Origin of the sequence: Fictibacillus nanhaiensis (genome assembly GCF_019801215.1) — a bacterium.
Classification (GTDB): Bacteria; Bacillota; Bacilli; order Bacillales; family Fictibacillaceae; genus Fictibacillus; species Fictibacillus nanhaiensis_C.
Map to the genome: position 1 here is coordinate 836,596 of NZ_JAHVJO010000001.1, position 26,537 is coordinate 863,132.

The 26,537-nt window shown below is 36.9% G+C and carries 27 protein-coding genes, 1 tRNA gene and 1 other annotated feature; of the genes, 7 read left to right on the forward strand and 21 right to left on the reverse strand.

Annotated features, from left to right (window positions below; genetic code table 11):
* Positions 1-56: 56 nt before the first annotated feature.
* The 4 genes from rarD to KUV80_RS04330 form a co-directional block, all read right to left on the reverse strand.
* Positions 57-995: an EamA family transporter RarD gene (rarD, locus tag KUV80_RS04315; RefSeq protein WP_222461436.1), complete on the reverse strand. Its 939-nt coding sequence runs from the start codon at positions 993-995 to the stop codon at positions 57-59.
* 86 nt (positions 996-1,081) lie between these two features.
* On the reverse strand, positions 1,082-1,990 hold the full coding sequence (locus KUV80_RS04320; protein WP_222461437.1) for an aminoglycoside phosphotransferase family protein: 909 nt from the start codon (positions 1,988-1,990) through the stop codon (positions 1,082-1,084).
* Between the two features lie 15 nt (positions 1,991-2,005).
* Positions 2,006-3,688, reverse strand: a complete 1,683-nt coding sequence (gene argS / locus KUV80_RS04325; protein ID WP_222461438.1) for an arginine--tRNA ligase — start codon at positions 3,686-3,688, stop codon at positions 2,006-2,008.
* A gap of 40 nt (positions 3,689-3,728) precedes the next feature.
* Positions 3,729-3,936, reverse strand: a binding site (T-box leader).
* A gap of 47 nt (positions 3,937-3,983) precedes the next feature.
* A complete protein-coding gene (locus KUV80_RS04330; RefSeq protein WP_222461439.1) occupies positions 3,984-4,265 on the reverse strand; it encodes a hypothetical protein in 282 nt (93 codons plus the stop codon).
* Positions 4,266-4,353: 88 nt separating this feature from the next.
* Between KUV80_RS04330 and KUV80_RS04335 the strand changes: the two genes are divergently transcribed.
* On the forward strand, positions 4,354-5,715 hold the full coding sequence (locus KUV80_RS04335; RefSeq protein ID WP_222461440.1) for an MATE family efflux transporter: 1,362 nt from the start codon (positions 4,354-4,356) through the stop codon (positions 5,713-5,715).
* Between the two features lie 19 nt (positions 5,716-5,734).
* Here KUV80_RS04335 and msrA read toward each other — a convergent pair whose 3' ends face one another.
* Both msrA and KUV80_RS04345 read right to left on the reverse strand, forming a co-directional pair.
* On the reverse strand, positions 5,735-6,700 hold the full coding sequence (gene msrA, locus KUV80_RS04340; protein ID WP_222461441.1) for a peptide-methionine (S)-S-oxide reductase MsrA: 966 nt from the start codon (positions 6,698-6,700) through the stop codon (positions 5,735-5,737).
* Positions 6,701-6,784: 84 nt separating this feature from the next.
* Positions 6,785-7,729 (reverse strand): DMT family transporter, encoded by a 945-nt coding sequence (locus tag KUV80_RS04345; protein ID WP_246625020.1) that lies wholly within the window; start codon positions 7,727-7,729, stop codon positions 6,785-6,787.
* A gap of 292 nt (positions 7,730-8,021) precedes the next feature.
* Between KUV80_RS04345 and KUV80_RS04350 the strand changes: the two genes are divergently transcribed.
* Positions 8,022-8,846, forward strand: a complete 825-nt coding sequence (locus KUV80_RS04350) for a GDSL-type esterase/lipase family protein (RefSeq protein WP_222461442.1) — start codon at positions 8,022-8,024, stop codon at positions 8,844-8,846.
* On the opposite strand, the gene KUV80_RS04355 is transcribed toward KUV80_RS04350, so the two are convergent.
* On the reverse strand, positions 8,847-9,224 hold the full coding sequence (locus KUV80_RS04355; RefSeq protein ID WP_222461443.1) for a group-specific protein: 378 nt from the start codon (positions 9,222-9,224) through the stop codon (positions 8,847-8,849).
* A gap of 147 nt (positions 9,225-9,371) precedes the next feature.
* On the opposite strand from KUV80_RS04355, the gene proC reads away from it, so the two are divergent.
* Positions 9,372-10,211, forward strand: a complete 840-nt coding sequence (gene proC, locus KUV80_RS04360; RefSeq protein ID WP_222461444.1) for a pyrroline-5-carboxylate reductase — start codon at positions 9,372-9,374, stop codon at positions 10,209-10,211.
* A gap of 215 nt (positions 10,212-10,426) precedes the next feature.
* On the forward strand, positions 10,427-10,846 hold the full coding sequence (locus KUV80_RS04365; protein WP_222461445.1) for a hypothetical protein: 420 nt from the start codon (positions 10,427-10,429) through the stop codon (positions 10,844-10,846).
* An 18-nt stretch (positions 10,847-10,864) separates the two neighbouring features.
* On the opposite strand, the gene KUV80_RS04370 is transcribed toward KUV80_RS04365, so the two are convergent.
* The 12 genes from KUV80_RS04370 to KUV80_RS04425 all read right to left on the reverse strand — a co-directional run bounded on the left by KUV80_RS04370 (position 10,865) and on the right by KUV80_RS04425 (position 19,844).
* Entirely contained in the window at positions 10,865-12,064 is a 1,200-nt protein-coding gene (locus KUV80_RS04370) for a DUF2515 family protein (RefSeq protein WP_222461446.1), read from the reverse strand.
* A gap of 93 nt (positions 12,065-12,157) precedes the next feature.
* On the reverse strand, positions 12,158-12,730 hold the full coding sequence (locus KUV80_RS04375) for a DUF502 domain-containing protein (RefSeq protein ID WP_222461447.1): 573 nt from the start codon (positions 12,728-12,730) through the stop codon (positions 12,158-12,160).
* Positions 12,731-12,751: 21 nt separating this feature from the next.
* Positions 12,752-13,621, reverse strand: a complete 870-nt coding sequence (dat, locus tag KUV80_RS04380; RefSeq protein ID WP_222461448.1) for a D-amino-acid transaminase — start codon at positions 13,619-13,621, stop codon at positions 12,752-12,754.
* 106 nt (positions 13,622-13,727) lie between these two features.
* Complete coding sequence (locus KUV80_RS04385; RefSeq protein WP_222461449.1) at positions 13,728-15,680, reverse strand: phospholipase D-like domain-containing protein; 1,953 nt, start codon at positions 15,678-15,680, stop codon at positions 13,728-13,730.
* Between the two features lie 217 nt (positions 15,681-15,897).
* Entirely contained in the window at positions 15,898-16,149 is a 252-nt protein-coding gene (locus KUV80_RS04390) for a hypothetical protein (protein WP_222461450.1), read from the reverse strand.
* Positions 16,150-16,237: 88 nt separating this feature from the next.
* Complete coding sequence (gene nadE / locus KUV80_RS04395) at positions 16,238-17,062, reverse strand: ammonia-dependent NAD(+) synthetase (protein WP_338083478.1); 825 nt, start codon at positions 17,060-17,062, stop codon at positions 16,238-16,240.
* A gap of 51 nt (positions 17,063-17,113) precedes the next feature.
* Complete coding sequence (locus KUV80_RS04400) at positions 17,114-17,488, reverse strand: kinase-associated lipoprotein B (protein ID WP_222461452.1); 375 nt, start codon at positions 17,486-17,488, stop codon at positions 17,114-17,116.
* The gene (locus KUV80_RS04405) at positions 17,485-17,793 is read right to left on the reverse strand and encodes a hypothetical protein (RefSeq protein ID WP_222461453.1); all 309 of its coding nucleotides are present in this window, start codon (positions 17,791-17,793) and stop codon (positions 17,485-17,487) included. The genes KUV80_RS04400 and KUV80_RS04405 overlap by 4 nt, the downstream gene beginning before the upstream one ends.
* Positions 17,794-17,885: 92 nt before the next feature.
* On the reverse strand, positions 17,886-18,806 hold the full coding sequence (locus tag KUV80_RS04410; protein ID WP_222461454.1) for a rhodanese-related sulfurtransferase: 921 nt from the start codon (positions 18,804-18,806) through the stop codon (positions 17,886-17,888).
* A 125-nt stretch (positions 18,807-18,931) separates the two neighbouring features.
* A tRNA-Arg gene (locus KUV80_RS04415) sits at positions 18,932-19,006 on the reverse strand.
* A gap of 80 nt (positions 19,007-19,086) precedes the next feature.
* A complete protein-coding gene (locus KUV80_RS04420) occupies positions 19,087-19,461 on the reverse strand; it encodes a DUF2203 domain-containing protein (protein ID WP_222461455.1) in 375 nt (124 codons plus the stop codon).
* Positions 19,462-19,559: 98 nt separating this feature from the next.
* Positions 19,560-19,844, reverse strand: a complete 285-nt coding sequence (locus tag KUV80_RS04425; protein ID WP_222461456.1) for a hypothetical protein — start codon at positions 19,842-19,844, stop codon at positions 19,560-19,562.
* 188 nt (positions 19,845-20,032) lie between these two features.
* Between KUV80_RS04425 and KUV80_RS04430 the strand changes: the two genes are divergently transcribed.
* Positions 20,033-20,776, forward strand: a complete 744-nt coding sequence (locus tag KUV80_RS04430; RefSeq protein WP_222461457.1) for a DUF6081 family protein — start codon at positions 20,033-20,035, stop codon at positions 20,774-20,776.
* 126 nt (positions 20,777-20,902) lie between these two features.
* A complete protein-coding gene (locus KUV80_RS04435) occupies positions 20,903-22,360 on the forward strand; it encodes an amidase family protein (protein ID WP_222461458.1) in 1,458 nt (485 codons plus the stop codon).
* Between the two features lie 34 nt (positions 22,361-22,394).
* Here the strand turns inward: KUV80_RS04435 and ltaE are convergent, their stop codons facing one another.
* Both ltaE and KUV80_RS04445 read right to left on the reverse strand, forming a co-directional pair.
* Complete coding sequence (ltaE, locus tag KUV80_RS04440) at positions 22,395-23,414, reverse strand: low-specificity L-threonine aldolase (RefSeq protein ID WP_222461459.1); 1,020 nt, start codon at positions 23,412-23,414, stop codon at positions 22,395-22,397.
* 25 nt (positions 23,415-23,439) lie between these two features.
* A complete protein-coding gene (locus KUV80_RS04445) occupies positions 23,440-24,207 on the reverse strand; it encodes a class I SAM-dependent methyltransferase (protein ID WP_222461460.1) in 768 nt (255 codons plus the stop codon).
* Between the two features lie 107 nt (positions 24,208-24,314).
* Between KUV80_RS04445 and KUV80_RS04450 the strand changes: the two genes are divergently transcribed.
* The gene (locus KUV80_RS04450) at positions 24,315-26,492 is read left to right on the forward strand and encodes an MMPL family transporter (protein ID WP_222461461.1); all 2,178 of its coding nucleotides are present in this window, start codon (positions 24,315-24,317) and stop codon (positions 26,490-26,492) included.
* Positions 26,493-26,537 lie beyond the last annotated feature (45 nt).

A 26,537-nucleotide genomic window follows, 5' to 3' on the forward strand; every position in this document is an offset into this window, starting at 1 on the left:
AAAGAACCTTATCATTGATAAGGTTTCAACTGTAAGCAATGGTCATTGCCATTATACTATATTTTTGCGGAAAGTGAATTTTGTTTTTTACGATTGATGAGATAATTTGCCCATTTTGTTTTACTTATGGTGAAAATTAGAAGGGCAAGCCAGATCAATGTAAAAGAAAGTAAATGAATGGGCGTAAACGTTTCTTCATACAAGAACACACCTAGCAGCAACATGATCGTGGGTGCAATATATTGTAAGAAACCTGTCATCGTCATGGTTATTCGCTTAACACCGAGCGCAAAACATACGAGCGGAACGGCTGTAACAAGTCCTGCTCCCCATAAGAGAACAGAAGTCACTGTCCCGCCAGAAATAAAAGAACCAATCCCGTTAAATTGAAGATAGGATAAATATATAAATGCGACCGGAACGACAAACATCGTTTCAAACGTTAGCCCTGTTAACGAGTCAAAACTGCCAAGTTTCTTAGCAAGTCCGTAAAGACCAAAGGATAGCGCAAGAATTAGAGCGACCCAGGGGAATTTTCCGTATTGGAAAGTTAATAAAAAAACACCACAAGCCGCAATAATAAAGGAAACAATCTGCCAACTGTTTAACTTTTCTTTTAACACTAATATTCCTAAAACAACATTAACAAGTGGATTGATATAATAACCTAGACTTGCTTGCACAACATGATCATTATTTACCGCCCAAATGTACATTAACCAGTTTCCGCTGATTAATAATGATGCGATGAATACGGATAAAAATTGCTTCTTACTTGAAAAAAGAATTCTCACATCTCGACTAAGATCATTTTTTCGTTTTAATAAAAATAAAACGGCTAGCATAAGAACAAATGACCAAAATATTCGATGAGCTAAAATTTCAGCAGAGCCCACCTGATCTAATGGCTTCCAATATAAAGGAAGAACTCCCCAAATCAAATATGCTAAGGCTGCATACCAGACACCCTTTGTTTGTTCACTGTACGTTTTCATGAAGAATTCCTCGATTCCAAATGAGTTTAAGTTATAAGATTATATAACGGAATCGAGAAGTTTTGCCAGTAAGTTAACTCCATTTTTTATTTCTTTACAATCGATCGGTGAATGCTCAAAAAATATGAATCATACCTGCTCTTTATCAACCCTTCAGTTAAGTGATTCATTCCTAACTCAAGCCAAGGAGGATAAACGTTCGGCTCAGGTAGAAAATCAAACATAGTGATCAAATCCCAGTAAGGTTGATCTGCAGTCAGTGTTTTTGTTTCCTCTATATAAAACTTTAAAAAATGATCTGCAGCTTCTATCCCATACAAAAGAGCAAGGTTTAATCGGCAGTGACCGACATCTACTTCTTTAGGACCCCAGCATGCATTTGGCCAATCTACAATTCCTGTAGCCTCTCCTTTTTCCCATAAAACATTTACAGGATGGAAGTCACGGTGGATAAACCCGATATTTGAACTGGGATGATAGTTTTTAGCAAACTGTATCGCCTCTATAAACAAAGATTCATACTTTGACCATGTTGGATTTGTTATGAGATGAATGTCGTTATAAGTCTTATGATGCCAAGGAAATGGATCGTTTATTTCCGTTCTATGAAACGTTCCAAGTAATGTAGCTAAACCTTTTAACCACTTTTGTTTAGGGTGTTTTGGTAACATTACTTCCCCTGGGATATAACTCATTAAGACTGCTGGATACGGTGAAATCTCTTTCTTAAAAGTATATGCGTACAGCTTTGGAGTGTTAATCTCACTTGTGTCTGCTTGGATCAATGAAGAGGCTTCATGTTTGGCAAGATCAGGTTCCTCTTTCAGCCATTCATGGTTCGTATAAAAACGAATTACCGCTTTCTTTTGACCGGAATCACTCAAGAGATAGAGAAGTGAAGATGTAGCTCCTTTTAACTCTTGCACTTCAAAAAGATTATCGAGTTCACTATTTCGAATTACCCAATCCTTTAAACTAGCTGACCATTCAATCATTTCTCACACTCCCAGCTACATTCGATTTGGCGTTTGCATTCCTAATAAACGAAGCCCTTCTTTTAAAACGATGTGAATGCAGGCGCATAAAGCTAGTCTTTCTAATGTCTCTGGGCTGTTTAATATTTTCACATTTCCGTAATAATGATTGAATTTATGAGAAAGCTTCAAAAGATATTTAGATAGAATAGATGGTTCTTTTCGATTAAAAGCAAGGAGAATAACGTTAGGAAATTCATTTAATGTAGAAAAAATCTCCCAGCTTTCTTCTTCAATTGTAATGTCGTCAGGTATATGTCCCTTAAAGTTTCCTTTTCCTAATAAGGTTTGGATTCTTGCTGCTGTATATTGAACATAGGGTCCTGTGTCTCCCTCGAACTTTAACATTTGCTCTAGAGAAAATTCCACATCGTTTCCTTTTTCATTCTTTAAGTCATGAAAAATAACTGCACCTACCCCCACTTGTCTCGCTACTTCATCTACTTCCACTAAGTCAGGATTTTTTTCTTGTATGTTTGTTCTTGCTAAATGAATGGCATCTAAAAGAACAGATTCAAGAAGGACAGTTCGGCCTTTCCTTGTGCTCATCTTTTTACCATTCTGTAAGATCAGTCCGAAAGGGACATGATGCATGTCATCTGACCAGCCATAACCCATTTTACATAACGATCGTTTCACTTGTTCAAAATGGAGTGATTGTTCATGTCCAACTACATAAAAAGCTTGATCAAAATCATATTCATTTTTTCTAAAGATGGCAGCTGTTAAATCACGGGTTGCATAAAGAGTTGCCCCATCAGATTTTTTAATTAAACAAGGAGGAAGGTCTTCGCCTACCTTTACAATCAATGCCCCGTCGGAATGTTCTAGTAGATTTTTCTCTTGAAGCTCTTTTACGGTTTGATCCATCTTATCGTTAAAGAAGGCTTCACCGTTGTATGAATCAAAATTCACTCCTAAAAGTTCATAGATTTTTTGAAAGGCTTTTAATGAAACGTCTTTAAACCAAATCCATAGATGTGTAGCTTGTGGGTCCCCATCCTCTAATTTCTTGAACCATTGTCTTCCTTCATCGTTTAAAGATGGGTTCATTTCTGCTTCCTCATGAAAGCGGACGTATATTGCTGAAAGTTCTGGAATAGGATTGACTTTTACTTTGTCTTCTTCTCCCCATCTTAAATAAGCAGATATTAATTTTCCAAACTGTGTTCCCCAATCGCCAATATAGTTAATCTTCACAGTGTCATAACCGCATTTTTCACTTATCGCGGCAATGGAAGAACCTATTACGGTAGAGCGCAGATGACCCATCGAAAAGGGTTTTGCGATATTTGGAGAGGATAAGTCAAGCACAATCCTTTTTCCCTTACCAAATGAATGACTTCCGTAAGTCTCTTTATCTTTTAATATTGTTGATAAAAGCTGGAAAGCTGCTAATTTCTTATTTAAAAAGACATTTACATAGCCGCCAGCCGTCTCCACTTTTTCAAAAAGAGTCGGCAGTTTACCTGTTATCAACGTATTTGCAATTTGATGAGGTGCAGCTTTGTAGATTTTAGCTAATGGAAAGCATGGAAATGCAAGGTCACCTTGATGAATCTGTTTTGGTTTTTCAATCATTGCTTCGATTTGCTCAGTGGACAGACCATCTCCAATGGCGTTTTTTAGATAATTTGCAAATTCATTTTTCTCATTCATTAAAATTCCCTCCTAATAAAAAAACCGCCTCTTCTATAATAGAAGAGACGGATATTTACCGCGGTACCACTCTGATTGCCTTAAAAAGGCCGCTTTAATTGATAACGGGTTGTCCCGGTTTGCTCTACGTTTTAGTTCAAGCAAACATTTCCAAAGTGCGTTTCTTCTGAAAAGTTGGACCAGGCTTTCACCGTCCCTGGCTCGCTATACCTAACAAAACAGAGTACTCTCTTTTTCATTAATGTTCTTTTCTTTAGTTTTTCATATTATATGAAGCATATACTGAAAAGTCAACTTATTCCATTTCATCTAAATCTAAGTAATCTTTCATTCTTTTGATGTAACGCTTAAGCCTGAACAATGTCTCTGTCCGTAAATATTTCGATGTAAAAGCTGAAGATACAGCACTTATGGAAACAAAGACACCATGTTCTGTAACTCTGACAGGAATAATACCTGTAAAAATGGTTTCACCGCTGCTTTTATATAATAGTTCTGTTGAAACAAGTACTATTTTCTCATCATCTTGAGCTCCTGGTGATACCGATTGAACTTCAAATAAAAATTGTACACTCATAACTACTCCTTAAGGTTCGTCTCGTTATTTTTTATGATATAATGCATTAGCTTGATTTGTCAGTCAAAACGATAAAGGAAGTATGCTCATGTTCCAAACTCATACATTAAAAGATAAATACAAATATTTCCTAATGTTAGTTATACCGGTTCTCATAACCCAGCTCGGGTTATACGCAATGAATTTTTTTGACACTGTAATGAGTGGTCATGCTGGTGCTAAACAGCTTGCAGGTGTTGCCATCGGAACAAGTCTTTGGGTTCCCATTTTTACGGGATTAAACGGCATCTTAATGGCTCTTACACCTATTGTATCTCAACTTGAAGGCGCTAAAAATAATAAAACTGTACCAAAAGCAGTGCTTCAAGCTGTTTATTTATCTGTCGTAATTTCAATTATTGTAATCATCATTGGTTCAGTCGTATTAGATCCCATCTTGCAAGCAATGTCACTTGAACAAGAAGTAGCCCGAGTGGCTAAAGGGTATTTAGTTGCTCTTTCTTTTGGGATTTTGCCTCTGTTTTTGTACGGTGCACTCCGATCCTTCATGGATGCCTTAGGACAAACAAGGATTACGATGTTCGTTACCCTTTTTGCACTGCCCGTAAATGCCTTTTTTAACTACTTATTCATTTTCGGAAAATGGGGTTTTCCTGAACTTGGTGGGATTGGTGCTGGTGTTGCATCAACGATTACCTATTGGATAACGGCACTTGTGACATTCATCATCGTTGTAAAAGTGAGTCCGTTCAAAAACTACAACATTTTTCATACCTTTTATAAGCCCTCATTAAAAGCATGGAAAGAACAATTAAAAATCGGAGTCCCGATAGGTCTCGCCATCTTTTTTGAAGTGAGTATTTTTGCCGCTGTAACGTTACTCATGAGTGATTTTAATACCGTAACGATTGCTGCGCATCAAGCTGCGTTAAACTTTGCATCCTTTTTATATATGCTTCCATTGAGTATCTCTTTTGCATTAACGATAGCCGTTGGGTTTGAAGTTGGAGCGAGACGTTACAAAGACGCAGCTCAATATAGTTATATTGGTATTTTTACAGCTATTGGCTTTGCCGTTTTCCTCTCTGCCTTGTTAATGATATTTGATGAACAAGTTGCACGAATTTATTCAAATGAACGTGAAGTGATTCAGTTAACGACTTCTTTTTTATGGTACGCAGTCTTTTTCCAGCTTGCTGATGCGATAGGAGCTCCTATACAAGGAGCTTTGCGTGGATACAAAGACGTAAATGTGACATTCATGCTATCTTTTATCTCCTATTGGGTTCTAGGTTTGCCAGTGGGATATTATTTAGCTAATTTTACTTCTTTTGGTGCATTCGGTTATTGGATCGGTCTCATTTCTGGATTATCAGCAGGAGCTGTCTTCTTATTCACCCGTTTAAAATTTATACAATCTCATTCCTTTTCCACAGAAAATGAAAAATAAAACCAGCCAATTGGCTGGTTTATTTGTTTTCAAATAGAGTCAAATATTCAGAATAACCCTTTTCTTTTAGTTGTTCTTTCGGAATGAAACGGATGGAAGCTGAGTTAATGCAATAACGCAATCCACCTTTGTCTTTAGGTCCATCTGTAAAAACATGGCCGAGATGAGAATCGGCCTCTTTACTCCTTACTTCTGTTCGAATCATACCGTGAGAAAGGTCCTCTTTTTCGTCGACAGTAGAAGAACGTACAGGTCTTGTAAAACTTGGCCAACCGCAGCTGCTGTCAAACTTATCAATAGAGCTAAACAGGGGTTCCCCTGAAACAATATCCACATAAATCCCTTCTTCATTATGGTTCCAGTACTCATTCTGAAAAGGAGGTTCTGTTGCATCATTTTGTGTCACGTTATATTGAACAGGACTCAATGTTTTTAGGATCTCTTCCTTTTTTTCTTTATCGACCCAATGTGATTTTATAAATTTGTCGCGTCCTGAACCTTGTCGATAACGTTTGTAATGGAATGGATTTTTCTTATGATACTCTTGGTGATATTCTTCTGCTTTATAAAACCTTTTAGAAGGCAGTATTAAAGTGGCAATGGGTTTATTAAACCGGCCACTGTCCTCTATTTCTTTTTTAGTTCGCTCTGCAATCGACTTTTGTTCTTCATCATGATAAAAAATAGCTGTTCGATAAGAGTCTCCACGATCGTAAAACTGGCCGCCTTCATCCGTTGGATCAATCTGCTTCCAAAAAACAGACACAATTTTTTCATAAGAAATCACTGAAGGGTCAAATGTGATTTGTACCGCTTCGAAGTGTCCTGTCGTTTCACTGCATACTTCTTTGTACGTAGGGTTGTCTTTATGACCGCCAGTATAGCCTGATTCTACTTTAACAATGCCTGGCCATTCCTCGAAGGGTGTAACCATACACCAGAAACAGCCTCCCGCGAACGTGGCAATTTCGTACGGCTTTTTCATAAAATCAAACTCCTTATAATATATTTGTTTCATCATATAAGAACGAGATGAAAAAGAACAGAAAAAGAAACTTTAATAGGTGTTTTATCCTCTTTTTACTATTGGACCAGGTGTTACTGGGTTTTTTATTGGAGCTGGAGGTTTATCCTTCTTTTGTTTTCGGGTATTCTGTAAAAAGTAATATAATCCCGAAAGGACGATGGCACCGCCTATCCATTGCGTTGCGGTTAATGCTTCACTTAAAAACAAATAGGCGAGTAAAGTTGCACCAACAGGTTCTCCTAAAATAGCCATTGAAATGGTGGCGGCTGTTACGTATTTTAAGAGCCAATTAAATAATACGTGTCCAAAAAGGGTTGGAACAAGTGCAAGCAATACAAATATACCCCACTCCCTTCCTGAGTATCCTGTCATCTGTATCGAAAAAAGCAAATTATACATGGCAAAAACGAAAACAGCAGTTAAAAAGACAATAAAACTATATACGGTTGCAGGGATTGACTTTAATAGCTTTTGACCGATGAGCATATGAACAGCGACAACGACTGTTCCCAATATAGATAACATGTCACCTTGAATATGCTGCATGGAGATACCGATATCCCCCCAACCGATCATGATAGCTCCTATTATGGCAACCATCATTCCAATTATCGCTGATTTTGTAGTTTTTTCACGAAAGGCAATATAAGCACCAAGCATTACAAAAACAGGCTGCAATGACAGTAATATCGTAGAACTTGCAACTGTCGTTAATTTTAACGATCCCATCCAGAATAAAAAATGAAGTGCCAAAAAGGTCCCAGACCAAAACAACCATATGTATTCTTTTAATGATATCCTTTTAATAGCTCCAAAGTGTTTCCAGACAAATGGAAGCATGAGAATTAGCGTAAATAACAATCGATACATGCCTTGAACAGAAACTGGTGCCTCCGACCACTTTACAAATATAGAAGAAAATGAAATGGCGATGATTCCAATGACCATCGGTATGATAATGGGTATTTTAAGCGAATTGTTTTCCAAATAGTCACCCTATTCTCTTTTTGTATGATATTATCTATTTTAATTAGATGATCTTTTCTTAATAAAAGGCTATTTTCGTAAATTTTGTTGTTTTTGAAAGTTGTTAATTTCCGCTCCAGGTTGCTCGCTTTCCACCGGGGCGAGCGGTGAGCAAGCGGCTTTTCTTTTTGATGAGTCTTTCACCTTGCACTCCAATCAACTATCAAAGAAGAGATGAAAATGACCATTAGCTACAATTTTTTAGAAAAGAGCCTAAAAAACAGATAAGATTGTGATCATGGAGGAGAAAATGATGAAAAAAAGGTATATTGTTCTCTTGTTGCTATTATTCCTTTCAATTGGCACAGCCGGATGGTATTACTATCCACAGTATAAAATAAATCAGATTAAAAAAGAATCTGTAGTTGTTAAAAGTAAAAATACAAAAGTAAAGCAGATTACGTATATTGATTATTTAAAAGAAAGTTCGAAGTCCTCCTATTATCATCTAGTTTTAGGTGATTCTGTTGCACAAGGAAGAGGTTCTGACAAAGGCGGGTTTGCCATTAGAGTGAACTCAAACCTTGAAAATTTAACAACAAAGAAATTTATTCTTGAAAATCAAGGTGTTTCTGGAGCAACTAGTCAAGGGTTATTAAACCAGCTCCAAATACCAGCTGTTCAAGAATCAGTACAAAAAGCTGATATTATCTCAATAAACATTGGCGGCAATGATCTTGTTCAGATTGCAAAAAAAGAAGGTCCTTTAAAAGCCATTCAAAGCTATGATGATGTTAAGAGTAATTATGAAGAAAATTTGCAAGATATCTTCAAGAAAATACGGTCACTTAACCCTGATGCCATTCTTGTTTTAAACGAGTTATACAATGTAGTTAATTCTGAGCAAAAGTACTATCCTGCCACAGAAAAGTTATTAAATGATTGGAATTTAATCGCTTATGAGACAGCATTATCTCATAAACCTGCACTAGTCGTACCTGTCAGTGATGCTCTTTTAACGGAAGATATGGAAAAATGGTTACATGACTCCATCCATCCCAATGATGAAGGATATACAAGAATTGCACAAAAGACGATAACCACATTTAAAAATAATTCTTTTGTAGAGGCCCAATGATCATAATAATGTTTTTAACTCATCTAGTTTGCCGTTCCAATGTTTAACTTCTGGTAAAAAATAAAAGGTAGTAGCCTCGCTAAGCTGATTGAGGATTCTGTTCGGGTCATATAAGAAAACATGCTTTTGATTGCCAAGTGCGATTCCAAGCTCTGTATGACACCCTTTTCCACCGGGCAGAATCACAATCACAACATTGGATTCCATGACCGCTTTAAATTCTTTTGCACCAATATCAGCAAGATCTTCAACCGTTTGCGCCCTTGAATTTTGAGTCCAGTCATAGGTTAGTTTCCACCCCAATGTTTCCTCAATACGTAAACTCATTTCTTTTACTAATTCTTTATTTTGAAAACCTGATGCCATATAAAATTTCATAATTCCCCTCCATATAGGATCTTTTCAATGTTAATGTAAAAAGCATATTACAATCTTGAAATAAAGAATAGATAAACTTGCATCTTTTTGTGAACATGTTAACATAGTACTTTATAAATAATACTTATATTTTGAAAGAGGGGTTGCATGCTTAAATACAAACATATTACTTTTATTGGCGCAGGTTCAATGGCTGAAGCTATGATTTCTGGTTTCATTTATAAAGCTGGAATCTCACCAGACAGAATTACTGCAGCGAACCATACAAATGTTAAAAGAAGAATTGAATTAATTGATAAGTATCAAATTTGTGCAGAATCAATTGAGGATGTATCGTTTCAACATTCAGATGTGATTATTCTTGCGGTAAAACCAAAACAAGCAGAAGAGGTATTACAACAGTTACGTCCTCATCTGCGAAATCATCACATCATTTTATCTGTCCTTGCTGGTATCTCTACACGATTTATTGAAGAAATAATTAGCAAAGAACTTCCCGTAATACGTATTATGCCAAATACATCAAGTATGATTGGTGAATCCATAACAGGTATTAGTGCTGGGAAGTTTGTCAGAAATGATGATTTGGATTTAGCTCAAGAATTATCGAAGGCAATCGGTAGAGTGAAAATCATTTCCGAGAAACAAATGGACGTTTTCACTGGAATCGCAGGAAGTGGTCCAGCTTATTTTTATTATCTTCTCGAGCATATGGAAGATGTAGCTGTCCAAAATGGACTTGACCGAGAACTTGCAAGAGAGATTGCTGCACAAACCTTATATGGTGCAAGTAAGATGGTAATGGAATCAAGTGATTCCCCTGCAGAACTTAGGAAAAAGGTAACATCTCCCAATGGAACGACTGCTGCAGGACTTCATGCCCTCGATAAATATGGTGGTGGCAGAGCGATTGAAGCCGCAGTAGAAAATGCTGCCAAGCGATCAAAAACATTAAGAAAAGAATATGAAAAAGTCCCTGTGGTTTAATTTAAGAGGAAGAGAAGAACGCATGAGTATTTTTGCTCGTGCGTTTTTTAATATTTTTATAAATTTGTTTTACTTCACTAGTCACCTGTTAATGTCCAATTTACAATAAAATCTCAAAATTGGACAGGGCGTTTTCATCACTTCCCTCTTCTGGTTATGTCCCTTTTTTAAAAGATGAATATACTTATAATGAAACTATTATGAGGTGATTTTTTTTGAAAGACAATTCTGTAAGAATGTTTCCATATGGAGGGTACGATCCATTTTCCACTCCTTCTGCCAAGGTTTTTTCACAAACCCATACCCCACCAGACAGACCCCCTTATTCTCAAGCTCCAGTTCAAAATCCTCAACAAGCATATGCACAAGGATTTAATCAGCCGTATATGCCATATATGCCGCCAATGATGCCACCTGGCGTTGCTCCGCATCCAATGATGCAAGGTATGCCCGGAATGCCAGGAATGCAGGGAATGCCTTTTGGTCAACAACAGCAACAAGGAAATCAAAATGCTTCTATGCAAACAAACAATAACCAAGGAACTGGATTTACATTTAGTAAAGCTATGGGCGGCGCCAATCAGGTAATGGGGCTTGCGCAGCAGATGGGTAACATCCTTTCATTCTTTAAGTAGAAGCTTTTTTGGAGGCTTCTATTTTTTTTTGAATAAACGGCTATAATGCTTTAAAAGGTATGCTGTTTCCATTTTATGAAGACCTGCCCAATAAGCCATCCAAACGTGAGAACTCGTTTTTTTAACCAATCTGATTTTTGGCCATACTTTGCTTTCTTCAGTAAACCAATTCGAGGGGGAAAAAGGTCCGTCATACGTTTGATCCCACGCATCTTTCCAACTAGGACTATAGAGTTTTTGATGATTTTTAGTTTTAAATAAGGACAGCTTTTCTTTAAAAATAGCTTTTGTTAGTGGTTGATGGGTAAAAACCTCCGGATCGTAGTCCGATCGTGAGCCCGTGTGAGGAAAATCGCAAGCAAATTGAAAAACGGAATCAAAATGGTCTGAATGAAAGAGGAGAATATATAAATTCTGTCCTAATGCAATTCGTTTCTCTAGCTTTTCGAAGTTCTGCATGGTTTTTCCTGTCGTTTTTTTAAAAGGAAATACTGGAAAAAGAATTTGAGATAAGTGCAGCCATTGTTGCAAGCGATAAGATAGTTGACGGATTAAAGCTTGAAATTCATCTGTTTTAATCAGTAGTTCTTCAATATGACTTTGTTCATTAATGATTAGTGCTGTCTGTAAAAGCGGACTCCTGTCACTTTGAAAAAAAAGATCCCATACTCCCTCCATAAATGGTGAGATATTAAAATATTTACATAAGAAAAACAGGGGTTTTTGTCTCTTTTTACTTTCTTCATAGATAAGTAATTGCGGGTATGCATCTTGAAAAATGATACTGTTTCCTTTTTCAATCACGTCGTAAAGCTGCCTCGAAAACCCCTCTTCAAGGATATGTGATAAAAATTCGCCTTTTAAATCTGTCATGAAATAGCCAGCGTTTCTTGATACCATATGGGCTAAGAAGGACCAATGAATCTCCGGATGTTTTTTAAAAAATGAAAGATATGCTGAAGTTCTCGTTATATTGTTTTTGTTTTTTTCTTCTGTTTCTTTTCTTATCCGGTGGATGAGTTCCTTTTCTTTCTGAAAGTTTATATATGGACCATTTGTTTTACTTTGTATTGCACCCCATTTAATACTAAGTGCTTGCTGTTGTTCTTTCTTAATTTCCCATACGGTTTTTTCTTTTGTAAATAAAAATGTGGCACGATATAAAAAATTTAATGGAATGAGTGTTAACTTTGTTAGAATTCTTGTTGATTGATTCAATGTGTAACACCTTCCTTTACTCTCAATGTATGAAGAGTTAACGGTAATAACACAAGAAAGCATCCATTTCATGTTGGATGCTTTTTAAGGAATCTATTTAGTTGCCACTCCACCTGATAACAAAAACTTCATAGCTTCTTCGGGTTTAACATCAAGAATTTTCACTCTTTCTTTTGGTACTAAAAATGTGAAACCTGCAATTTGAAAAGTTTGAGGAATATAAACAGCTACATGGCCATTTAATTCTTGCCCGAGACTGCCTACCTGATCTGTAGTCACAAAGCCTATACTTTTCATATCTAACTCTGGATATTCAATGAGGACGACGGTTGAAAATGATTTTTTTTCTCCTAAAAGTGAGTGAATTGTTTCCTTTATCACCGTATAAACAGTCTTTACAAGCGGTGTCCTTTCAAGAATACGATCGATAAGTTTAAAGATTCTACTTGAAATATATTGTGTAGACATCCACCCTAGCACGGTAATAATAATAATCGTCGTGACGATACCGATACCTGGAATATAGTCCTCTTCTAGAACATTTCTCAATAAGTTTCCAAGAATGCTGTCCAAAAACCCAAAAATTTTATAAATGATATAAACGGCTAATACAATCGGCAGAATGGTTAACAAGCCATTAAGAAAATACTTTACTAAAGTTCTCATGTGTACCTCTTTTTAAATTGGTTATGACTTCATAGCAGAAGTACTCGTGACGATCTGTTCTTTAAACTGTTTTTGTAATTGTTTTGTTAAAGATCCTATCTTATATGTTTGATCACTTGCACCTTTTAGCTTGATTACGGGTGTAATTTCCATCGTCGTACTCGTGATGAACACTTCATCTGCACGGAGTAAATCATCCACAGAAAACGATTCTTCCAATACAGGGATTTGAAGTTTATCAGCGATCTTTAGGACAATCTGTCTTGTAATACCGTTTAAGATAAGGTTATTGGCAGGATGCGTTTGTAAAACTCCATTTTTAACGATAAATACGTTTGAAGATGAACCCTCCGTAACGGTCCCATCTCGATGCTGAATCGCTTCTTGACAATCAAAATCAGCTGCTTTCCTTTTTGCCATAACATTTCCGAGCAAGTTCAAACTTTTTATATCACAACGCAGCCACCGAATATCCTCTGTTAAGTAGGTTTGAACGCCGTTTGATTGCGATTCTGCTATCGTATTTAGAGAAACTGATTTTGTAAACCCGGTGACAACACTCTGCATATCACGCTCATATAAGTGATTTCGTGGTGCGACACCTCTAGTCATCTGAATATATACCATACCGTCGTGCACCTTGTTTTTACTTATTAATTGTTGGGTTAGCTCCTTGAAGGTTTGAAGGTCATAAGGAAGAACAAGTTCTAATTTTGCAGCACTTTGAATAAATCGCTCAAAATGTTCATTTAAAGCGAACGGCTTTTGATCGTATACAAAAACGACCTCATAAATACCGTCACCAAATAAATATCCTCTGTCTTCAAAATCAACAGATAGTGCTCCGTTCTTAATAATCTGGTCGTGATAAAGTACATAAGAATCTCCCATTGTTTTACCACCTCTATATTTAGTGTATGTAGTCAATTAAGCTTTCATCTAATGTAAATGAAAAAGTGACTCCATTCAAGAGTCACTTTAGATCGTTGCTATTTTTTTATTGAATATTTCCGCCTGCTTGTTGATATCTTGCCATAAATTCTTGCTTAAACTGATTCGTTATGGAAAGATCGTGTATCCATAATGCATTTTCATCATTGACGTCATTTCCGTTCGTGCTCCAGTTAGTAGAACCAGTTATCACAAGGGGATCACTTGATGTATCTGCGTCAATAATAAAATATTTATGGTGAAGTTTTCTTGATTCTTTATCCATGTAAACAGGAGCCGGGTTCTTCCAGCGAGTATTTGGGTTGTTTACACTCGTTTGTGTAGCCGTTCTCCCTGTCATGTCAACAGAAGCTGACCACCACATATTCCAGAATGAATCATCAAATACTCCTTTTACATCAAAACCGGTAAGAGTGCCCTCCATATCATTTCGAGACCCTTCCCATTTCATTTTTAGAGTATCGACTAGAGACTGATCAGACCAGGCGAAAATGCTAAAATACGTATTTTGATCTGCAGATGTCTCTATCGTCTCATTCATTTTCGGCACAGCATTATCTCCAGGTGAGAAGTAGACCTGAATCATTTTACCGCCAACGGTTACTTGATGAGCTGTGTTATCTGTTTTGCGAGATCCGTAATTCGATACATTTGCGTTTGGTGTAATACTAGCACTACCCCACATCTCATCAAATTCCGTTTTATAGATGGTCGACAATTCACTAGAATGTAGCTCTATAGAATGATTAGAGTTGCCGTCTAAAATTCCGTTCGCTCTGTTCTCGTCAGTCCCATAAAGACCTGTCGTCGTAAAGTTCCAACTTCCAGTAAATACCCACTTTCCATCAATAATAAGAAATTTATTATGCATTTGATCATCAGGAGAATAGTACGCATCGGTACTCTTTGATTCCCCTTCTACTAGCATGTGCCCAGTTTGAGGACCGCTGCCGACAGTAACTGTTCTTTGTGTAAAGTCTTGATATCCAGTTTGCGGAAGATTATATTCTGCTCGTTTTGTTTGATTTTCAACGGCAAATATAATGGAATCTGAAAAAATGTGAACATCATCTGAAGTATTTACTTGTCCATCTTTTCCTCTTGCTAATTTTTCTAAGTAAAGTTTCATAAGCTCGTATCTAGCATCATGTTCTGGATCACTGAGAGGCTTAGCATCTGCGATCATTCGAACAGTAACGCCTGTTGAAGCTTTTTCGATTAGAGCATCTACAATGTTCGGTAAATTAATTTCATATGTAGCAATGTCAATCGATTTTGTTGCTGCATTTATACGATTTAATAATCTGTTTTCTAAGTTTACGTTGTAATTAGCAACATTTCCTGGGGTTGCAAATTGCGACAAAGCGGTTTTGTTAAAATAAACGTTTATGGCTCCTACATCATTGCTTACGTTATTTAGTTGTTCAGGTTGACCATTTGACGTTCCGCTAACCGTACCTGGTGTTCCAAATCCTGCATCATAACTTGTTGATGCAGTCTTCCAATTTTGCGGATCATCTCCAGCTGTTAGAGTGTTTTTTCTTTCCATTGTAGCTCTTGATGTCGAATCGCCTGCATACCATTTCGAGATAGAATCACTTGCTTGATTTGCTGCATTTACAAGTTCAAGAACTTCTCCACTATTAGAAAGCGCTCCGGAATACAGCTGGTCTGCCGCGATGCCTGGTACTGTAGAATCATCCGTGCGTTCTAGTAAAAAAGTATCTCCAGGATTGATTGAACCTTGAAGTGGAATGCTTGGTGTTCCATCTTGTGCTTTAAGTGTCCATCCATTTAATGAAATGGCTTGGCTAGTAGGATTATACAGTTCAATCCATTCATCATTTGCATCAACGGTCGTTCCCATCCACGCTATTTCTGAAATGACTGGACCTTCAACTGCCCCAGCAGCTGCTTCAACATGAGTACTTAATGGTGATTGTACAGAAAAAACGGATGTAACCAAGGCTAAAGCTGTTAAACTATTTTTCCATTTCATAAAACAAACCCCTTTTTTGCAATGATTTGGTGAAGCCAAAAGAATCATAGCATAGGAAATGGATGAAATAAGTGCTTAATTTGCATTGTTAACAAAATTGCGACTAAAGAACTTGGCTTATAAAAGTTTTGTATAGAATTATAAGGAAATTTACCTAGATAATTGGATGTAGACAATAAAATAACCGCTCAATGAGCGGTTGTTCTTTTTCCATAGGTTATTGTTTAATTGTCTTTACGACTTTGTTGTTTTCTACTGTAACGATGTATAATTCATTATCCATCTCAATAAGAAAATCCTCGTCATATTGTTCTTTCAATTCTTCCTCAATTTTAAACGGTTTATTAAAATGTGCATCAATAACGTTTAATCTGTCTTTACGCGTATTCTCACGATTAATACTATCGAATACAAAATAAGCTAAGAACAAAACACCTAATACAATGATCGTTTTTGCTGTTTTACTCAAAATCCTATCTCCTTCCCCTTTTCTCCAAAAACTAGTATAACCTACTGACAAAGCAAAAACACCTGGTTTTTTACCAGGTGCTTTCGTGTCACTTCCACCAATCATCATGAATAGAAGCAGGAAGGTGCCTTTTGTGCATCGTTTGAAGATATCTTTTTTCTATTTTATCTTTCGTTTGACGAGACACTTCTTTACCCTCTAAGTAATCGTCGATTTCTTCATAAGTGACACCTAATGCTGTTTCATCAGGAATAAGAGGTTTGTCATCTTCTAAATCAGCTGTAGGGACTTTTAAATAAATGCGTTCTTCGGCTCCTAACTCTTTAAGAAGGGCTCTTCCTTGACGTTTATTGAGACCAAATAAAGGAACGATATCACATGCTCCATCTCCGTGCTTTGTAAAAAAACCTGTAATGGCTTCAGCTGCATGGTCAGTTCCGATCACAAGGCAATGATACGCTCCGGCGATATCATATTGTACCTTCATTCGTTCACGTGCCTTTGTATTGCCTTTTAAAAAGTTGGAAAGCTCTTTATCTGTTGCTTCATTGAAACTTTTTACAGATGCATCAACTGCTGATTTTATATTTACTGTAAGTGAAACATCAGGCTTTATAAATGATAAAGCACGCTCAGCATCTTCTTCATCCTTTTGAACACCATAAGGGAGTCGTACAGCTACAAAGGTATAATCATCCCCTGTTTCTTCTCTGAGTTGGCTCATAGCCATTTGAGCTAATTTCCCAGCCAAACTCGAATCCTGACCGCCGCTAATTCCCAACACATATCCATTCATCCCTGTTTTTGTTACATAATCTTTTAAGAATTGAACCCTGTTTTCAATTTCTGTCTTAGGTTCTATTTCGGGATTTACAAGTAATTCATTTATAATTGTTTGTTGTAATTCCAAAATAATCGCCACCTTAATATGTGATGTAATTTGTTTTCCACGAAAATTAAACAGTTAACCTAAGTTGTAATCCTTTTCTAACTGATATAAACAGTCCAATGAACGTTTTGCCCATTCACTTTCGTCTTCTTTAAGGGTTTGTATGTATTGCTCTAGTGCGGTTTTTAAGGATTCCTTATATTCAGGAAGATATCCGTTATATTTTTTTACCGTATGTACAGGCATCCAGGCACGTTCACCATTGCTTAATGCTCTTCTTTCCTGAAAAAAAGGGACGTTTGCTTGTTTCGGGTTATGCAGATCACCTTGCCATGGATGGGTTAGAACGGCAAGAACTTTAACAAGGACCATTTCATTTCTTTCCATTTCAGTCTCGCCTATATAATGCCCCGTTTTATAACTTGCAACTACTAATTTCTGATCTGTCATTCTTTCGCCTCCAAAGCCTCAATCTCTTTTGAGACAACAAATGCAAGGTCTTCATTCCCGAAGATGGATAAGACTTGCAGCAATGTTTCGTTTGCAATGAATTCAGCTTCCTCTTTTGGAACAGTCTGTTCGAGCATATGCATCACGTACTCATTATTTAATTGATCGGGATAAGCTTTTATGTATACAGCTTTGGGGTCTAAACCATTATTTACACACCATTGAGCATATATAATAATCATCATGCCCTCGTCTTTTTGGTAATTACTGATTACTTTTTCGGATATTTCATTTGTACGGCTCATAAATATGTCCCCCCTAATTTCTAGTAGTTAAAGTTTACTTTAAAACAGGGCAAAAGAAAAAGCCAGCAAATATCACTGGCTTTGTTTGTTAATTATATGCTGTGCTGTTCTTTACTCTCTGTTTCGTACCGATTACGTGGATGGTCTAAACATTCTTTCGAGCAAGAACGTTTATGCTTGATTTCACATTCCGTACAGCAAACATGCTGTTTATTACATTCTGGATTGGCACAATTCACATATCGATCTTCAAGTTTACCGCAATAATAACATTTAGAAACAACGGTATCTTCTTCTGTACGATTGATTGGGACTGCAATACGTTCATCGAACACATAACATTTTCCATCCCATAAACGTCCTTGCACTTCTGGGTCCTTCCCATACGTGACAATTCCGCCTTCAAGCTGTGAAACATCTTTAAAGCCTTCTTGCATAAGGAAACCAGAAAACTTTTCACATCTGATTCCACCTGTGCAATACGTTAATACCTTTTTGTCTTTAAATTCGCTTAAGTTTTCACGCACCCATTTAGGAAAATCTCTTGAAGCTTTAACATCAGGTTTGATGGCACCTCTAAAGTGGCCAATCTCATACTCATAGTCGTTACGTCCGTCGATGACAATTACATCTTCATCTTGAAGAGCTTCGTAAAATTCTTTTGGTGAAAGACGTCTTCCTGAAAGTTGATTTGGGTTAACATCTTCATCAAAACGCCATGTTACCAATTCTTTTTTATGACGAACGAACATTTTTTTGAAAGTATGTTCTTCTACTTCATCTATTTTAAAAACGATATCTGCGAATCGAGGATCTTTCTTGAGATGATCCATGTACATCTCCGTTTGCTCATATGTTCCTGAAACAGTTCCGTTTATTCCTTCTGGAGCAACAATAATACGCCCTAAAAGTCCTAATTCCTTACAAAACTTTAAATGTTCTTCTTTAAAGCTTTCAGGATCTTCAATAGAAACATACTTATAATACAAAAGTACTCTCATTTTCTCTGACATGATTAATCACCAACCTGCAACGTTAGTTTTTTTATGACGCCAAATAAAAAACCACCGGTCCCAATTACCTAATCCCCGTGGTGAGTACCGGATTTAACCGATATTCGAAATATTAAATTGGAAAGTGGCGCGCCCACCAGGATTCGAACCCAGAATACGAGAGCCGAAATCTCGTGTGATATCCATTTCACTATAGGCGCTAATTACCGTCACGATTAATATCATAAACAAAAAACTAAAATAAAACAAGTCTTTTTTACAACATTTATATAACGGTTCCTTAATTTACTAAATTAAGTGGAATGATCTTTTCTTCAATACTTTCATATTTTGTAATTACTGGTTCTTCAGGATGCCACTTAAAGATTCCTTTTTCACCATTTAATATGGCCGGAAAATGAAGTGTAGATGAAAAAGCATCTTCAAACCATACTCCATGAGACAGAATATTTGAAATGAAGATTTCTGCTTCCAACTCCATATGCTGAATTCTTTTTTCCCAATTTTTCTTTTCTTCTGCATTTAAATGAGGTTCTACCTGTTGAAAGGATTCATACCAAAGATCAAATTCTCGTTGTAAATTGTATAAGGAATCGATTTCTTTCGTGATTACTGGCAGCAGTTGATTCGCTTCTTCTAAAGTATAACGTTTCATTACACATGCTCCTTCACATTCTTGTCAGTATTATAACAAAAGAAAGATGTGTTGCACATCCATACGACAAGAAGAAAACCTTTTGGTTTCCCAAAAGGTTAAATGGTAAGGCACATCTCTTTTTTTGGATTCTTAAGATCTAAATAAAATGCTCTAACGGTTTCGTCTTCAAGTAATTCAGGGAAATCTCTTCTGTATTCTGAACTGATTAATATTTGTTCAACGAGATCTGTTGACCCTTTTCTTAAAAGCAGGCGCAGCGTTAACCATTTATCCCTTTTGGCTTTCAAATGAAATTTAGTAATAAACAGCATGATTCTATCATCACTTGAAAAAACTTTTTCTTTTTCTTTTCGTAAATTAATATCAGATACCGTTTTCATAGAGAAACACCCTCCTTTAATTTGCGAGCTCTTAATACCATTATTATTCAGTTTTTTCTGAAATATACTTGTCCAAGAAAGAAATCTAGTTTTATTGGACGGGTATTAGTAGAACAGTCAATATTTGCCTCAATACTTTTTATTTGATTAAATGGCTTTATAAGCAAATAACTAGGGAGCTGTGTTTAATGAAAAAGCTACAAAAAGAAATAGTATTGGGTAATTTTCAATCCATTCTGTCGGAATCAGGCTCCTGGAAAATGGGAGGATTTCCCCTTCCAGACGGATCGTTCCATGAATTCAGAGAACCTGAAGCAGTAGTAATTGTTCGAAAAGATGAGCTATATGTGAGAGTCAATCCATTTACAAAATCCCACCCTTCAGTTCAATTTTTGGATAATGCTAAACACATGTATTATTCGAACGATTCGATTAAAGTCCCGGAAGAAGGAAATATATCGTTTACATGGAAAATGCGTTCTCGTCCGATCGGTACAACTCCTAATGATCTATATGATGGATTTGTTTCAGTCAATTTGTTAGATTTTTCTACAGGTGCAGCACTAGATTTTTTTGCTGGTGATGATCAATATGCAAGTGTGTATGCGGTCCTTCCTTTTCCAGGTGTTCACGTTCCCGAAACGGGAAAAACGAGATACTTTTGTATCTTTAAAGAAGAAACAGCTTTCTACCAAAGAGAATGGAACGAATACCAGATTTCATACAATCGCCGCGATGATGAAGTTCGTTTTTTAGTAAATGGTGTAGAAGTACGTAGAGAGTCCAATGTACCGATTAAATTTAACGAATTCACCGTTGCACTTGGATTAATGACAGAGAAGGATATATCACCAAACGGAAGTACCTCTCTTCATGGACAAGGCATTATTGGCGAATGGACACCAATCAAAATTATAGTCGAAAATGAATGAAGTATACCTTAAAGGTCTGCAAGATGCGGGCCTTTTATTATGTATTCTAGGAATAATATGAAAATTCCTTTTTTTGCGACAGTTTTATATAATAAGTATTGAGCAAATAAGAGAGGAAGCGGCAAAATGAAACAAATTAACCTGTTACAAATTGAAGAATTGACGGTTCAAGAACTTCAAACCTATTTAGAAAATGAAGACCTGACATCTTTTGATCTTGTGAAAAAGTATTTAGAACGTATAGCAACGTATGATAAATCAGGTCCTCTTATTAATTCAGTTCTTGAAATTAATCCTGAAGCATTATTCATTGCACGAAAACTTGATGAAGAGCGGAAAGCAGGAAGAATCCGCGGCGCGTTACATGGTGTTCCAGTCATTATAAAAGACAATATTGACACAGCTGACCAGATGCATACAAGTGCAGGGTCATTGGCACTTCAAGATCACTATGCTACAAAAGATGCTTTCATCGTTCAAAAGCTTAGAAACGCTGGAGCTGTTATTCTTGGGAAGGCAAATATGACGGAATGGGCAAACTTTATGGCATACAATATGCCAAATGGCTTTAGCTCGAGAGGAGGTCAAGTGTTAAATCCGTATGGTCCAGGCAAACTCGATGTTAGCGGCTCAAGCTCAGGATCTGCCGCTTCTGTTAGCTGTAATTTCACAATGCTGGCTGTTGGAACAGAAACATCGGGGTCCATTTTATGTCCAGCAGGAAATAATAATATAGTGGGCATTAAACCGACAGTGGGGCTTGTATCAAGAAGTGGTATTATTCCAATTTCAATCAGTCAGGATACTGCAGGTCCGATGGCTAGAAACGTGAAAGATGCTGCTATTTTACTGGAGACTTTAGCGGGTCATGACCCAGATGATTCTGCAACGCTTTCCACTTCTCTTCCTTCATCCTATATAGACGGTTTGGGGAGTGCATCTCTTAAAGGGAAACGAATCGGTGTTTCTTATGAGTTTTGTGTTAAAAAATTAACGGGTGTACAAAAGAACGTTTTCGACGAAGCACTTTCTGTATTAAAAAATGAAGGTACTGAAATAGTGTATGTCGAATGCATTTCGCCGTTAGAGAATGAAACTTTTGATTATAACGTTTTAATTTACGAATTTAAATCTGGAATAAATCATTATTTAAAGACCGTCTCTCCTGCCCTAGGATTAAAATCTCTTTCCGATATTATTGCTTACAACATGAAATTTGATAAGGATTGTCTAAAATATGATCAAGAATTATTGGTAGAGAGCAACAATACAGACGGCACCTTAACAAACCCTGATTATTTGAATAGCAGGCTAAATGATCTTCAAAAAACGCAGGATCAAGGAATTGATCTTGTAATGAAAGAAAACCAATTAGATGCATTAATAAGTCCAAATGACGTATGGTATGGTATTCCTGCAAAAGCAGGCTATCCTTCCGTTTCTGTACCTTCCGGATTTGATACGGATGGCTTACCTTTAAGCATTGTACTAACAGGTAATGCATTTTCAGAAAAAAACCTGATTGAAATGGCATATGTATATGAACAAATCACCCAACATAGGATGCCAGTAGAACTGAAATAATAAGAACCGGGATGATGCTCCCGGTTCTTATTCATTAAATGATTCTTTTTAAAACTTGTATGGCCTGTTCAATATCGTTGGAACTTACATCGTAATGAGTGGTTAATCTGATTTGTCCTTCTCCAAATGAAACGGCAAGAATGCCTTCCTTTTTAAGAAGGTCTAAAAATTCATCGTTTGTTTTATACGTTTGTTCAATGTTAACAATCACGATATTCGTTTCTGGCTGGTTAACTAAAGTAAGTCCTGAAATATCTTCAATGGCGTCGGCTAACCTTCTTGCCTTTTCATGATCTTCTGACAATCTTTCGACCATTTCTGTTAATGAAACAATTCCGCTAGCTGCAAGGAAACCTGCCTGTCTCATGCCCCCGCCAAGCCGCTTTCTCCATTTTCTGGCTTTTTGTATAACTTCTTTTTTTCCTGCCAAAATGGAGCCAACTGGAGAACCAAGTCCCTTTGACAAACAAATCTGAACGGAGTCACAGAACTGTGTATAGTCCTTTACTTTTTTATTAGAAGCTACAACCGCATTAAATAAACGTGCTCCGTCTATATGTACTGGAATGGAAGAAGTTTGAGCGAGTTGATAAATGGCTTCCATATTATTTAAGGAAACAATAGACCCACCTGAACGATTATGTGTGTTTTCAAGACATATTAAGGATGTGTCAGGAAAGTGAATGTCCTGTGAGCGAATTGCATTTCTCACGTCAATTGGATTCATCTCTCCTTTTATCCCCCTTACAACACGTGGCTGAACACCAGCTAATGCAGAAATGGCTCCGCCTTCATAAAAGAAGATGTGCGATTCTGATTCTACGATAATTTCATCACCAGGAGAACAGTAGGAGAGTACAGCTAGTTGATTTCCTTGTGTTCCGCTCGTAACGAATAGTGCTGCTTCTTTTCCTAGCATTTCTGCAGCTAATTCTTCCAATCTGTTAATAGTAGGATCTTCTCCGTAGACATCATCCCCTACTGTTGCCTCGAAAATAGCCTCTCGCATCTTTTTGGTGGGTTGTGTCAATGTATCACTTCGTAAATCAATCATTTTATCACCTCATGGTTAGTTGTCGTTACTTTTCAATTACCCCATATAAAAAACTTGCATTCCGTCTTATGATAGAAAAACCAAGTTCGTTAAATTTGCTGCTTGATTTGTTATCTTTCATTACGACACGATGTGAAGCAACTCTAAGAGCTTCATTTATGATTTCAGGTGTAATGACGTGATAATCTGCGCTTCCTTTTAATCCTTCTATGCCAGGTGAATTTATACTCGACTCGAACATAGGATCGAAATAAACGACATCATAGCTGTTAGCATCAATACTCTTTAAATATTCAAAGTGGTTAGCATGAATAACAGAAATACGGCGCATCGCATCATTCATCTCTTCAAGACGGCTCTCCCAAACCTTTAGTCCGCTTTGTACAACAAATGAAATGGCTTTTGAGCTCTCAATTCCTGTCACGTCTCCCTTTTTACCTGTTACTAAACTTGCGACAATGGCATCTGATCCCAATCCAAGTGTGCAATCTAGAAGTGACATCCCTTCTTTTAATTGTGCCGCTTGAATGAACGGATCCTCTTCACCCCTTAGAAGCTGTTTAACTCTGAACATAGAAGAATTAGGATGGAAGAAAAAAGGAGTGCTTTTATCCTTACGGTGAAAAGAGATCTTTTCGATGCCGATCATTAATACATCGTCTTGATAATAATCAATGATTGAGTCAATGGAATGGCTACCTCTTTCCAGAAAAGGGAATCCTAAAGATTCAGCGATTCCTTTCGCTTTGTTTCGTATTTTACTTGCATTTTTACCCGCTGTTGTAACAATCATAGTATCCACCTATCTTAATCACTTGCTTTTTAACAAATAACGTATTATTTGCATAACTCTTGGAACAAACCTAAAATATGGGAAGATACATATGAGGAGGCCACATAATGAAGAAAAGCTCCCCTTTCCTTCTTTTAGGAAAAATCACGTTTCGATTCCGTATTTACATTATAGCATTCTGGGTGCTGACTACCATTCTATTAGGTTTTTTTGCTGTTAAGCTTCCTGCCAGTTTAAATGGAAGCGGATTCGAAATGGACGGTTCTTTTTCAAAGGTTGAAAATATACTTCAAGATAAATTTAACCAGCCAAAGTCATCTGTTATGTTAGTATTTGATTCAAAAAAATATAACCCAAGTGATGAAGTTTACGAACAATTTGTAAAAGAAACACTTTCATCTATGGAAGGGGTTAAAGATACAGTAGGTGTTCAAAGTCCTTATGATGCACCTGAAAAAATGGTGAAAGAAAATGTTTCATTTGCATCAGTCCGCTTTGATAAAAGCTTTGGAGATCTGAAGGAATCAATCGAACAAATTAGAGAACGATTACCCAAAGACGGTGATATAGAGGTCTCCTTAACAGGTGGACCTGTAATCGCAGAAGATATGAATACAGCCAGTCAGCAAGACCTTGCACGAGCAGAAGCTATTGGTATTCCGGCTGCTCTCCTAATTCTTTTGCTTGCATTTGGAGGTCTCATTGCTGCAGGCTTGCCAATTATTGTAGGTTTGATTAGCGTGGTAAGTTCTCTTGGTCTGTTATACTTTTACGGGACGCAGGCCAACCTTAGTATTTTTCTTTTGAATGTGGTCCCGATGATCGGGCTGGCATTAGGTATAGACTTTGCGTTATTGCTCGTAAATCGGTTTCGTGAAGAACTGCACCTAGGTATTGAAAAAGCGACCGTTATTTCTGTTCAAACCGCCGGGCGATCCATCGCTTTTTCAGGATTATGTGTTTTCTTAGGATTATCAGGCATGCTTCTTATCAATATAGATATTTTTAAAACGGTGGCAATTGGCGGAATGGTTGTTGTCGTATTATCCGTTTTGAATGCTCTTACCTTTTTACCAGCCATGCTCGGAATGCTCGGTCATCGAGTAAATTCATTAACTTTATTTAAACCTAAAAAAAATAGCCGTTCCATTTGGCATTCTTTTGCATCTTTCGTAATGAGACGCCCTGTCATCATGGCAATCTTTGCAGCACTACTTTTAGCTTTTGCTCTTACGCCTATTAAGGATATGAAACTTTCAATTCCAGAAGCTGAAGCGCTTCCACCTAATTATGAATCACGAACAGCATTTGAAAAGTTTGAAAAAACATTTGGAGAAGATGAACTATACCCTGTATTAATTGTTGCAGAATCCAATGATTCCTTTTTACTCGAAGAAGAATCATTAAGTTCATTAGAAGACTTAGTTAAAGAATTAGAAAATGAAAAAGAAATAATAAAAACGGAGTCCTTTTTTGATTACACGAACAAACTCAGTGGCAAAGAGCTATTTCAAGTCTTGCAGACTGAGCAAGGGAAAAAGCAACTCACTCCCGCTCTTGAACCATTCATAAATGAGAATACAGCTGTTATTCGTGCCTATCTTTCCGTAGATGTGACCGGTCAAAAAGCTAAACAATTTGTGAAGGAATGGGAAAAGGAATTTGAAGGACTTTCCTTAACGATCGGAGGTGCTACTAAATTCAATCAAGAAATATTTGATGAGATTATCGATAAAGCACCTTATGGTTTAGCAATCGTACTTGTAACCACTTTGTTCATTCTCATGATTGCTTTTCGATCTGTTCTCATTCCGTTAAAAGCTATTTTTATGAACATGCTGAGTTTAGCAGCTACTTTCGGTATTCTTGTCTGGATTTTTCAAAGTGGTACGATAATGGATCCTGTAGAGATTGGATTAATGATTCCTGTATTCACTTTCGGTATCGTTTTTGGATTAAGTATGGATTATGAAGTGTTTCTTATCTCTAGAATTCAGGAGATTTATGAGGAGACAGGAGATAATAATCATGCTACATTACTTGGACTAACGTCGACCTCCAAAATTATCACTTCAGCAGCTGCAATAATGATCGTGATTACCGGCTCTTTTGCATTTACAGACGTGATGCCGGTTAAACAAATAGGTATTGCCATCGCATTAGCTATCTTTATTGATGCCACCATTGTCCGAATGATCTTAGTCCCATCTTTAATGAAATTGCTTGGGCATTGGAACTGGTGGATGCCTTTTTCAAAAAGAAATAGAATGAAAAGAGGCACCTGATAATAAAGGTGTCTTTCTTTTGGAAAAACAATAGTGGGAAAACAA